This window comes from Paenibacillus sp. FSL L8-0436, assembly GCF_038593025.1.
In the GTDB taxonomy this organism is placed as follows: domain Bacteria; phylum Bacillota; class Bacilli; order Paenibacillales; family Paenibacillaceae; genus Paenibacillus_AQ.
Window position 1 is genome coordinate 6406989 of sequence record NZ_CP151955.1, and the last position, 11926, is coordinate 6418914.

Sequence of the window (11926 nt, forward strand, 5' to 3'; positions counted from 1 at the left end):
ATCACCTTCTACTCCTCTCTTAAGGCTTTGCCTGTAATTTGGAGAAAAAGGCTTTCAAGATTCATCTCTTCGTACTTGAATCCGGTTAGCCGGATGCCCAGGTTCCTAATATCATCAACAATGTCAATCACACTTCTCTCCCCGGTAGAGACAAGCATACTAATATGTTTGCCTTCCACGGTTGCCTTGGTGACACCGGAGATTTGCTCGAGCTGGCCCAATGCTGCCTCATTTCCTTCACTATAATCCACCGTCAGCGTATCGCAGGCCTTCAAGTTCAGCTTGAGCTCCTCTTTGCTCCCCAGCGCAATAAGGGAACCATGGTCGATTATCGCAAGCCGCTTGCACAGATACTCTACTTCTTCCATGTAGTGGCTGGTATAAATAACCGTCATGCCTCTGTCCTGGTTTAATTTCTTTACCGTTTCCAGAATATGATGCCTGGACTGGGGGTCGATCCCTACCGTAGGTTCATCTAGTACGAGCAATTTAGGATCATTCATCAACGCGGCACCGATATTGACCCGGCGTTTCATTCCTCCCGACAGCTCGGACACCGCCTGGTTTCTTCGTTCTTTGAGTCCAATGATGTCCAGAACTTCCTCGGTTCTGCTCTTCAATCTGCTGCCGTAAAGTCCATATAGACTGCCAAAGAACTCCAGGTTGTCCTTCGTGCTTAACGCCTGGTATAACGCCAAATCCTGCGGAACAATCCCCATTATTTTCTTGATCTCTCTGGGCTTTCCGCTGAGCGGTTTGTGATCGACAGTGATCGTCCCTGCCGTTGGCCTTAGCACAGTGCTTATCATCGACACCATTGTTGATTTGCCTGCACCATTCGGTCCGAGCAAGCCGAACCTTTCACCGCTTTTCACATTTAACGAAATATCCTTTACAGCCGTAAAATCCTTATATTTCTTCGTCACATGGTTCAGTTCAAGCATCAGCGTGGTCCCCTTTGCGATAACTCTTACTCTGTTATCATTTTATCGCCACGCTTCGAACAGGGATATTCACTTAAGTCCCCAATCAAGGGGTTGCTTTAGTAAGCAATTTCAGTATTACTTTAGTCATATAGGTTAGAGGAAGGAAGGTCAGGAGGAGACAAAACAGCCCCTCTCTCTCCTGAAGAACGGGTGATCATGCGGAGTTATATATTAAGCTTCTGCAAATACAGGGTCAATTCGGTTCTGTTGTTTAATTCAAGTTTGTTAAGCATTCTGGAAACATAGTTTTTTACCGTGCCTTCTGTAATAAACAGCTCATTGCTGATGATTTTGTTGCTTTTTCCCTCCATAATCCCCTTGGCCACCTCAAGCTCTCTTGGCGTGAGCCAGGGGGAGACAGTGGGAGTTCCATTCTCCGTTGGCAAACTATGAATCGTCCCCGCCGAGTTAAGGGCATCCACCAATTCCCGGGTAATCTGCGGATTCAGCATAATGTTACCCTCGCAGGCCGATCGAATGGCCGCCATGATATCCTCTGAAGCCGAATCCTTAAGGATGTATCCATCCGCTCCATGCTTAAGCCCGGCAAGGATAAACTCCCTGTCATTAAAAGTAGTAAGGATGATTACTTTAACCCCCGGATACCCCTGTTTCACAGCTTTAGTCGCCTCAATCCCATTCATCAGCGGCATTTTGATATCCATCAAAATCACGTCAGGAGAGTAATCGGCCAGCAGCCGGAGCAGCTCCTGTCCATTTGCTGCCTCTCCGATTACCTTTGCATCCGCTTGAAGGCTCAAAACCATTTTCAAGCCTTCCCTGACAATCAGTTGATCGTCTGCAATTATAATACTCACCATAACTGCTGCTCCTCCTTGCCTATGCTAGAAATCAACCATTTTAGGAATATTCGCCTGCACTTTAAAACCTGAATCCTGATTAGAATCGAATTGAACGGTACCGCCCAAAGCGTGAATCCGCTGTTCGATCCCCTGAATTCCGTTTGACTTGATAACCTCCCTGCATCCCGTTCCGTTGTTAGCAATAAGCAATGAAATCTGCCGGGGATTTTTATGAATGGCCAGGGAGAAAAGTGTGGCTTTCCCATGTTTGATTCCATTAGTGATTGATTCCTGAACCGTTTTATAAATGCAGTCTTTAATTTCGAAGTTCACAGCTTCTATGTCCTCATCCATATTGAGTTCAAACCGGGTTTGCCCGGCCGCTTGGAAATGGGCGAAGAGGTTAAGGAGCTGCCGCTGGAGTGAAAGCTCCTGTACGTGCTGCTCCTCATTCAGCAGCAGCACAGCCTGTCTGAGCTGCACCATACATTCTCTTGACAGCTGGTAGGATTGGCCAACAACACTCCTGATTTTGTCCGTTTCCAGGTCTACAGCTTTGTGGGCGAATTCTAGATGCATATTTAATGCAGTCAGATAATGCCCCAATGAATCATGCAGCTCCTGGGCAATCCTTGTTCTTTCTTTGCTCAGCGTCAGCTCTCTGACCGTTACTGAATACTGTTTCAGCGCCAAATTAGCCTTCTCCAGTTCCTGATTCAGCACTTGTGTTCTGGCCTTCTCAATCATAGCATTCCTGAATAGGTAGACAATGACGAACATGATTGCATAGGAAGTTATTATGTATTTTATTGCGGTATGACCGGCTGCCAGAGAAGCGCTGAAAATCCCCATATGCAACAGCAAAAGAGGCACAGGCACCTTCCGCATACCCACGATGAGCTCCACAAGCAAAATAATGATATAAAGCTGGGTTCCGGTACAATACACTTTCCACAGCAAAAAACCAGCGCATAAATTGCTCAACACAAAAGAAAAAGACCACAGCGTCCCCGCTACGGATAAGTATCTGCTTCTGGCATAATCATTGATTAGCAGCAGTAAAGCAAAACACGCCAAAAATACCGCTGATCCGGGATCAGCGGCATAATCTTTAAGCAGCACAGCGAATACGGATAATACGGCGAACACTCTGATTATTTTCTCCGCAAACACTCGGACACCTTTGCCCGTAAAGCTTTCCATGGCCGACCCACCTCTTTAGCCACAGTATAGCATACACAGTTTCAGGCTGACGGGACTTACCGCACTTGGAAAGTAGTGCAAAATTGAATACAGCAGTGCAGCGGCCCTAAAATGCCCAAATGGAGGGAAATGCCTTAGTTGATTCTGCGGCGATATCGTTAAACGTAGGCTCCCATTTCGTCTTGTCGGCTCCCATTTCTACAACCTTGGTTTCCGCACCAAGCTCATCCTTCACCTTCTGCAGACCATTATTGGCCGCGTCAAAAAATGATTTATCTCCAAGCGTTCCCGGAATCAGCAGCACGACCTTGAGCTTGTCCCCTGCAGCCGCTTCTCCGCTTTCTGCATCATTTGCGGGATTTGCTGTATTTCCTTTGCCGGACGTATTATTTCCGCAAGCCGTGACAAGTATCATTACCATGAGCAACAATAAAGCAAGAACGTTCTTTTTCATTTTTGTTCACACCCCTTTTTGTAGTTGGTTTACCTTAAAGAAATGGCAAAATGTCCCAATTGCACATTTTGTGTTATAGCGATGACTCCGTTGAGTTTCAGCAAATTCATATAAACTATGAAAATTAGTGAATTACATTCAAAAGCAAACATTACAGGGATACAAATCTTGAAAAACCGGGTAATTCCCGAACGAGATGGCCAGTCTGGTTACGAATCTTCGGTTTAATTGATACGATCATAACAAATAAGGCAGCAAATATTTATATGGATTCGGTCAGGTTTTTGCACGATTCGGCTAAATGACAGAATAACGGAGGATCAGAATGGATCGAGTCCTATATATTGTAAGTGCAGATCATGAAGCTAATACTTATATCCCTCCGCATCAGCATGAATGCTTCGAACTGATTTATTACATCCAGGGGCTTGGTTCCTCGAATGTGGGGATCCGCAACTATCATTTCCGGCCCTATTCATTCGCGCTGATCCCGCCCAACTTTAAGCATGATGAGAAACACACGCCGGAGGCGGATGTTCTATTCGTAGGGTTTATCTGCGGCCATCCGATCTCCCCGCTTTAGCCGGAGTCTCTGACGACGACAAGGATCAGACCGTGCTGCAGATCATGCTGCGGATGAAAGAGGAGTTCTCCCGCAAACGGGATGGCTACACCGAGCTTATGAATCTGCAGATGAGTGAGATCATCGTTCATCTGCTGCGGCTGCTTGGCACGGGACATACGCCATCTCCTTCAGAGGATCAGATGCAGTATGTTCTGAACTATATGGACGAGCATTACCGCCATAAGCTTTCGGTTCAATCGCTCGCAGAAATGTCCGGCTACAGCTATGACAGGTTCCGGCATTTATTCAAGGAAAGATTCGGGCATTCTCCGAACCGTTATCTTCTGTCAAAGCGGATCAATTATGCGAAATCACTGCTGCTTCATACCCAAATGCAAATCGCTGAGGTTTCAGCGGCGGCAGGGTTTGTAAACGATGCCCAATTCTGCAATATGTTCAAAAGAGAGGTCGGCCTCTCCCCCCGGACCTTCCGGATGAAGAGTAAATGAAATAAAGACCAAAAGACAGGAAGCGATTTAGCTTCCTGTCTTTTGATCTTTTGGTCTGATGGAACGCAAGCACTTTACAGGGTGTAACGGTCACTCCCCGTAACCCAGCTCCTTTAGTTGGGCAACCGCCGTGTCGAGGTAGCTTTTGTACACAGATATTGGATTTGTTCACTCCCTGGCAATTCATCCTGTTCACTATTGTAATCTTGCTCTACTGTTCTGTTCATAGGGTGAAGTTTATAATTATACTGTGAACAATATAGAGAGGGCTTATTATCGCCAGTACAGACAATGAAGTCAGGGGGATGTCAATGAGACTGAATAAGATTGGCAACAAAAGAGCACTGTACAGCAAAATATTAGTCAGTATGACGTTATGTGTGTCCTTAACCTTCCTCGTCTCCACGATCATCTATTACAACTACTATATTGGCGTTGAAAAAACGCAGGCCTTCCGCTCCGACCTTAGCGACCTCACCAAAACAAGCAGAGAGGTTGTAAATATGAACGATGCCGCGCAATCGCTTTCCTTTCAAATCTACCGTAACAGCACCGTCTCCAAAATTGTACTTTACGACAAGCCGGATATTTATGACGTCACGGCTGCGATGTCGGAGCTTGGCAATTATTTAAGCTCGATGCCATACATTGAATCCATTTATGTCTATAATCCGAAAAGCGAAAAACTCTACATTGCCTCCTCCAGCGGACAAAACGGGGTATTTACCGAACAGGAGCTTGTGGATAAGAACATTCTGGGCATCCTGAACCACTATGAGGAATACAAGCCGTTTATGCCGATTCCGCGGGTCTATTCCAATGGTGCCGAGGAGGACGATCAGGTCCGGGCCTATACCTTTCTGTGCTTTGATGCCATCGGCTGGGACCGGGCGATTAATTCAGCAGTGATTGTGAACATCTCCGCACCCTGGATCAACAAAGAGATTACCCGTCCTGTAGATTCCAAAAGCTCGACCTTCATCCTGGCAGACCATGGCGCCTTCCTGTCCAGCAACAGCCTGGAGCAGCAGGAACTTTCCCCGGAGGAAACCCGCTGGATCGACCAGAAGGTCAAGGGCGACTCCGCAGGTTATTTTATCGGCAAATTTGCAGGAGAGAACTCACTGATTTCTTATACCGCCCCGGATGCTTTAAGCTGGCAGTATGTGCGGATCACGCCGTATGACATCATCACCGAGCAGACCGACAACATCCGGAACGCTACCCTGCTCATTGCAGTCATTATTCTGGTGGGAGGCATCGGGCTGTCCTGGATCATGTCGAAAAGGCTCTATCTGCCCATTCACCGGATCGTCAGCGAGATGAATATTCTCGAAAGCGAAAAACGCGACAGCATGTTTATGATTAGACAAAATACGGTGCGTGATCTGGTGCTGGGGTTAAAGCCGCTGCAATCCATGCAGCAGGTGGAGAAACTGAGGCAGCTTGGCATTCACTTTACGTTCAACGACGATTACCGCCTCATCCTGCTGCGGATTGACAACTATAATGAATTCAGGGAAGCCAGATCCTCTTATTTGCTGGCCTATAAATTTGCCATTATGAACATCGCTTCGGAAATCTGCGGCCAGACCTACCGTGTGGAGACCGTGGATATGAATGATGACGGCATACTGGTGCTGCTGAATATCATTGATCCGGTAGAATACACCGATACAGGACTGATCGAGACGCTGCTGCGGCAGATTCAGCAGGCCTGCTCGGATTATCTGAAGGTGAGCCTCACCCTTACCTACAGCCATATTGACCGGAATGCCCTGCAGTTGAATCAGCTTTATAAGCAGGTCCGGGAAGCTTCAAATCATCGTCTGTTCTACGGGCATGGCTGCATCATCAGCGCCCAGGCCGTTAGCAGTCTGCAGGCCAATACCTACCACTATCCGACCGAGAAGGAAAAGAAACTTATCGATGCTCTGATGAGCGGCAAAGTCGAAGACGCCCAGGCGCAATTCAGCGCCATCCTCCGGGAAACGGAATCTTATCCGTTCCATACCGTGCAATTAGCGTTGTCCAGGCTTAGTGTGACGATCAAAGAAATCATCAGTACTGTCCAAAAACGTAACCGTTTACAATGTGATGGGACATCAGGGCTGCCCGCTCTGGATTCCGTAGAAACCGTTGCTGAACTGGAAGAAGCCTTCTTCGTGCTGTTTAGTGAAATGCGGGAGCAGCTTGCTGAGAAAAAAAGCTCCAAGCAGCATGATCTGATCCTCCTGATTAATCAGAAAATAAACGAGAATTATATGGAGCCGAACCTTAGCCTGAACCAGATCGCGGACGAACTTGATATGTCCCCGATCTATATCAGCCGGCTATACAAGCAGCAGACCATGTCCAGCATCGTGGACATCATTCTGGAGGTGCGCATGCGTGAAGTATGCAGCCTGCTGGAGAGTACCGATCTCCCGGTAACTATCATCGCCGAGCGCTGCGGCTTTACCAGCAGCTCCTACCTGCACCGGATGTTCAAGCGCAGCTTCGGCACCACCCCCACCGATTACCGGCGTTCCAAAAACGCGTGAAAACAGGGGCTGTCTCAAAAGCCATGAAATGGCTGCTGGGATGCCCCCTGTTTCTTTTTGAGCAAAAGGAAACCGCTATGCAAGCCCTTTTTATTGAAGTATGGGCAGATCAGTTACAAAAAAAGGTAACGTGAGCCTTTTGGCGAAATAGACTTTAACAGGGAGAGTTCCAAGTTTATTGAAGGTGGGAGACCGGTGGAGAAGCAGAAGCTAATACGTATCTTTGATAAGCAGGCAAACCAATATGATAACAAAAGAGAAGATCCGCAACAAAAACGTTGGCGTCAACAGCTTTTAAGTCATGCGAAGGGCGAGGTGCTTGAGCTTGCCGTGGGGGCAGGTGCGAATTTCCCGTTTTATCCTCCAAACATAAAGGTTACCGCAACTGACTTTAGTGAGGCGATGCTAGAGAAAGCAAAACGGGCGGCACATCATCATCATATTGAGGGTACTTTTATTTGTTCGGATATTGAAGAAATGAGCTTCTCCGATCATTCATTCGACACCATTGTTTCTACGTTATCCTTCTGCAGTTATGATAATCCATTAATGGTGTTGGATAAGATCAACCGCTGGTGCAGACCGAATGGGCAAATTCTTCTCATGGAGCATGGGATCAGCTCTAACCCTGCGATGGCTGTTGTCCAAAAAGCCCTTAATCCGCTGTTATATCGTGCTTATGGCTGTCACTATACAAGGAACATTCTAGGACTGATCAAAGAGTCGGGTCTCAAAATCAATAAGGTGGAAAGCTACTGGCTTAACATGGTTCATCTGATTTGGGCGAGCCCGAGGCCTTGATCCATTTTCGGTTATCCGTTTTCAGTTCCTGTTTTTAATTTCAGTTTTGGGGCTACACTTTACGCTATCCGCGAAGGTCCCGCTACATCGAGGCAGTCTCCAAGTAAAACCGGAGACTGCCTCCTCTACTCTCCTCCCCCCTTGCCCCGAAAGCCGTGGCAAGGGGCTTGTGCCGCCTCAATGAACTTGGAGAACCACCATTAAGGTGCAAAGCAGCGGAGGGGAAGTTTGGAACTGTAGGAGCGCCAGCGGCCGAAAGTCCAAACATTCCACGCAGCTGGCCCAGCACCAAAATGCCCCACTCCCCGAGCAAAGCGCAGCAAAAAGCCCCGCCAGCCATCGGCTTTCGGGGCATCTCTGCACTACTTAATACCTTTCTCCGCCACATAAGCGTTCCACTGCTTCGTCCATTCGGCCTGGATCTTCTCCAGCCCGGCTTGCTTAGCCTTCTGCATAAAGGTTTCCAGCCCTTTATCAATATCATCCACTAGACCTGCCTCAAGCGGGAAGAGGTACTGCTTCTCGACTTGCTCCAGCGCCGCTTTTTCCGCCTGGTACGAGGAATAGTCTTCCGCAAAGCCCAGGAACAGGTCAGGCTTCTGAATTTTGTCCAACTCTTCGAAGATAGCCTTCACACCATCAAAACCTTTGTCGAACAGCATGAATTCCGGATTTCTCCACGCCCAGCCGTTCATCCCCTCACGGGAGAAGCCATTGGATTGGCTGGTGCCAACCAGTTTGTAGTAGCCGTCCTCCACGGTGTAGTTCTTGCCTTCAATACCGTATTCCGTCAACTGGTTATACCGTTTGTCCAGGACCAGCTTCTGATAGAAAGCAAGTGCTCTTTCCGGATTTTTGCTGTTCTTCGGAATAGCAAAACCATTGTGTATCGGATGTACCGGTGTAGCATAACCTGTGGTTTTCCCGAACGGATAATAGCCCAGCTCCCAATCGGGATGTGTCGTGCTGATCTTCATCTTCATGTCATTATAGCGTGTCGGGTTATCCCCGAACATACTGGCCGCTTTGCCGGAGGTGACCGGGTCCTGCATCGTGTCTTTGATATTCAGCACGTTTTTAGGAATGAAGGCTTTGTCTGCCCAGCGTTTCATCGTTTTCAGCTCTTCTTTTTGCTCATCGGAACCCCAGTAGGTGTATACGGTAGCAGGAGATTCATACTTCACACCCATACCATAAGGCAGCGCTCCAACCATTTTGTTCAGTTCAGTATAAATGTAGTGCAGATTATTGCCGATATCGCTGTTGAGGGACATTGGCATCATATCCGGCTCGTTTTTGGCAATGCCGTCCATATAGGCCTCATAGCTGGCCAGATCGGTGGGCTGTGGAAGATTGTATTTCTTGCGCAGATCCTCCCGCCATACGAAACCGTTGGTCACATACTCTTTATAAGTCGCAGGAACCGTATAGATTTTACCATCCACCTTCACATCTTCCCACATGGACTCAGGTACAAATTTCTGCAGCTCCGGGGCCGCCTTTGGCAGCAATTCATCAATGGCCAGGAACGCGCCGCGTTTCGCATAGGATTGGTACTGGGTCCAGTCCGCTGTAAAAATCAGATCAATCGCCTGACCGGAAGACAGCAGCAGCTTATATTTCTGGTCCCAATCCGTCCAGCTCGTATAGTTGAATTTAACGGTAGCATTCAGTTCTTCCTGAGCCATCTTGTTAATTTCCTCTTGGATCACCGGCAGATCCTTAGGGGCATCCCCAAGCATATAGAACTGCAGCTCCACCTTCTTCGAAGTGTCAATTCCGGTATCTGCCGGGGCTGCCGTGCTGCTGTCTGTTTTCACGGCTGTGCCTGCATTACCATCTGTTTCGCTGCTTGCGCTGTTGTTGCTGCTGTTATTGCCGCCGCATCCCGCGAGCAGCGAAAGAGCCAGCGCAGCTGTCGTAAGCGTTACCAGTGATCTTCTGCCTGCTTTCTTTTTCATGATGAACCCTCCTAAAGTTTTGTTTGTCAGCACATCTATCAGAATATGACGCTATGTTAGCCGGATAACAGGCACACCGTAATGGCGTGCTCCACCATACGGTTCTAACCTTTTACAGCCCCGATCGTCAAGCCTTTTACAAAATAACGCTGGATGAACGGATACAGAAACAGAATAGGTCCGGTAACGACAATCGCCATCGCCATCTTGGTCGACTCGGTGGGCAGGTCGGCTCCCAGGCTGACACCCGTACCGGCGCCCATGTTGGCAATGAATGCCGCTGAGTTGATTACATTGTACAGATGGAACTGCAGCTGATACTTATGCGGATCATTGATGAACAGCGAAGACGAGAACCAGTCATTCCAATAAGCCAAGGCAAGAAACAGGCCTACCGTGGCGATGCCGGGCATCGACAGCTGGAGCACGATCCGCCAGTAGATTTTGAAATCACCGGCCCCATCAATTTTGGCGGATTCGAACAGCTCCTCAGGAACGGCCGAACGGATAAAGTTCTTCATCAGAATAATCAGGAACGGGGTCATCAGCCCCGGAAAAATCAGCGCACCATACGAATCGGTCAGATGCAGATATTTGGTCATCATGATGTACCAAGGCACCAGCCCCCCGCCGAACAGGGTTGTGAAATAGATGTAGAAGGAAAACGTATTGCGGTATTTGAAGTCTTTACGGGCTAGCACATACCCGGCCATTGTCATAAAAAACAGCCCCAGCACCGTACCCGTCACCGTCGTAAACAGCGTAACGCCATAAGCCCGCAGTACCTCATCCGGGAACGTGAACACCGTCTTGTAGCCTTCCAGCGAGAATTGCGCCGGTATAAAATGATACCCATCCTTAATGATAGAATCATTGGCAGTCAAGGAAGCCGAAATAATCAGCAGGAATGGAATCAGGCAGGCCAGTGAACCTAATATGATTACGGTGTAAGCCAGCCCCTGCAGCATCCTTGTATAATGGTCGTCTTTGATATGCATGCTCATTTCCTCCTATTCCACCTTTTAGAACAACGCGTAGTCATCATTGATTCTGCGGATAATGTAGTTCACCGTCATGATCAGGATAAAGCCGAACAGGGATTGGTACAGCCCCGCAGAAGTCGCCATTCCGATATCAAAGGTAACCTTGAGTGACCGGAATACATACGTATCCAGAATGTCCGTGGTATTGTAGAGCACACCATTGTTGCCGATCAGCTGATAAAAGAGGTCAAACTGCCCTTTCATAATGCTGCCCAGCGAGAACAGCAGCAGCACAACAAAGGTCGATTTCAGCATGGGCACCGTGATATACCAGATCCGCTGGAAAATATGCGCTCCGTCAATTTTGGCCGCTTCATAGTACTCATCGCTGATCCCCGTAATGGCCGCGAGGTAGATTACCATGCTATAACCAAGGTTTTTCCAGAGATAGAACAAGATGATGAGGAAAATCCAGACGACCGGTTTATTGTAGACATCCACTGGACCGGCTCCGAACTGGGCAAGCAGGGTATTCAAGAAACCGTTATCATAATTGAACACATTGTAGACGATAACGCTCAGGATCACGAAGGAGACAAAATACGGCAGGAACATGATCGACTGGGTAAGCTTCTTGAACCATTTGACACGCAGCTCGCTGAGCAGAATGGCACAGACAATCGCCAGCACGTTGCCCAGCAGGATAAATGCCAGATTGTAACCGATCGTATTGAGTGTAAGCTTCACCAATGTCCCGGATTTCCAGAGAAACTCAAAGTTTTTGAGGCCCACGAACGGTGCATCGAACAGTCCGGAATTGAAATCAAATTGGGTAAATGCATAATAGACTCCGACCATCGGAAAATACGAATTCACCAGAAAAAACAGCAGTGTCGGAAGCAGCATCAGAAAAAGAACACGGTTATGGATTAGCTCATGCAGAAATCCTTTTTTCTTCTTTTTCATGCCGGCCCCCATCTGTGATGACAGCTGACCCGTTCCCTTTAAGGGAAGCTCAATGGCTAGCGGCATTCCATTCTTGCGTTTGCGCTGTCTCAAAGCCTTCACTCTCCTATACCTATATATAAGTTGCAGCGGCGCCGATTTCCCGCCTCCGC

At 48.0% G+C, this 11926-nt stretch carries 11 protein-coding genes; 4 read left to right on the plus strand and 7 right to left on the minus strand.

The window, feature by feature from the left end; all coding sequences use genetic code 11:
* Window positions 1-8: 8 nt before the first annotated feature.
* The 4 genes from NSS79_RS29525 to NSS79_RS29540 form a co-directional block, all read right to left on the minus strand.
* A complete protein-coding gene (locus tag NSS79_RS29525; protein ID WP_342437215.1) occupies window positions 9-944 on the minus strand; it encodes an ABC transporter ATP-binding protein in 936 nt (311 codons plus the stop codon).
* Window positions 945-1150: 206 nt separating this feature from the next.
* The gene (locus tag NSS79_RS29530; RefSeq protein WP_340899722.1) at window positions 1151-1804 is read right to left on the minus strand and encodes a response regulator transcription factor; all 654 of its coding nucleotides are present in this window, start codon (window positions 1802-1804) and stop codon (window positions 1151-1153) included.
* A 27-nt stretch (window positions 1805-1831) separates the two neighbouring features.
* Window positions 1832-2992 (minus strand): sensor histidine kinase, encoded by a 1161-nt coding sequence (locus NSS79_RS29535; protein ID WP_340896535.1) that lies wholly within the window; start codon window positions 2990-2992, stop codon window positions 1832-1834.
* Window positions 2993-3098: 106 nt separating this feature from the next.
* Window positions 3099-3446, minus strand: a complete 348-nt coding sequence (locus NSS79_RS29540) for a BMP family ABC transporter substrate-binding protein (RefSeq protein WP_342437216.1) — start codon at window positions 3444-3446, stop codon at window positions 3099-3101.
* Window positions 3447-3771: 325 nt separating this feature from the next.
* Between NSS79_RS29540 and NSS79_RS29545 the strand changes: the two genes are divergently transcribed.
* The 4 genes from NSS79_RS29545 (at window position 3772) to NSS79_RS29560 (ending at window position 7864) form a co-directional block, all read left to right on the plus strand.
* Complete coding sequence (locus NSS79_RS29545) at window positions 3772-4029, plus strand: AraC family ligand binding domain-containing protein (RefSeq protein ID WP_342437217.1); 258 nt, start codon at window positions 3772-3774, stop codon at window positions 4027-4029.
* Between the two features lie 32 nt (window positions 4030-4061).
* Complete coding sequence (locus tag NSS79_RS29550; RefSeq protein ID WP_342437218.1) at window positions 4062-4520, plus strand: AraC family transcriptional regulator; 459 nt, start codon at window positions 4062-4064, stop codon at window positions 4518-4520.
* Window positions 4521-4831: 311 nt separating this feature from the next.
* Complete coding sequence (locus NSS79_RS29555) at window positions 4832-7063, plus strand: helix-turn-helix transcriptional regulator (RefSeq protein ID WP_342437219.1); 2232 nt, start codon at window positions 4832-4834, stop codon at window positions 7061-7063.
* A 195-nt stretch (window positions 7064-7258) separates the two neighbouring features.
* The gene (locus NSS79_RS29560; protein WP_342437220.1) at window positions 7259-7864 is read left to right on the plus strand and encodes a class I SAM-dependent methyltransferase; all 606 of its coding nucleotides are present in this window, start codon (window positions 7259-7261) and stop codon (window positions 7862-7864) included.
* A gap of 362 nt (window positions 7865-8226) precedes the next feature.
* On the opposite strand, the gene NSS79_RS29565 is transcribed toward NSS79_RS29560, so the two are convergent.
* The 3 genes from NSS79_RS29565 to NSS79_RS29575 all read right to left on the minus strand — a co-directional run bounded on the left by NSS79_RS29565 (window position 8227) and on the right by NSS79_RS29575 (window position 11786).
* Window positions 8227-9825, minus strand: a complete 1599-nt coding sequence (locus NSS79_RS29565; protein ID WP_342437221.1) for an extracellular solute-binding protein — start codon at window positions 9823-9825, stop codon at window positions 8227-8229.
* 104 nt (window positions 9826-9929) lie between these two features.
* Window positions 9930-10823: a carbohydrate ABC transporter permease gene (locus NSS79_RS29570; RefSeq protein ID WP_038596468.1), complete on the minus strand. Its 894-nt coding sequence runs from the start codon at window positions 10821-10823 to the stop codon at window positions 9930-9932.
* Window positions 10824-10847: 24 nt separating this feature from the next.
* The gene (locus NSS79_RS29575; protein WP_231578519.1) at window positions 10848-11786 is read right to left on the minus strand and encodes an ABC transporter permease subunit; all 939 of its coding nucleotides are present in this window, start codon (window positions 11784-11786) and stop codon (window positions 10848-10850) included.
* Between the last annotated feature and the right edge of the window lie 140 nt (window positions 11787-11926).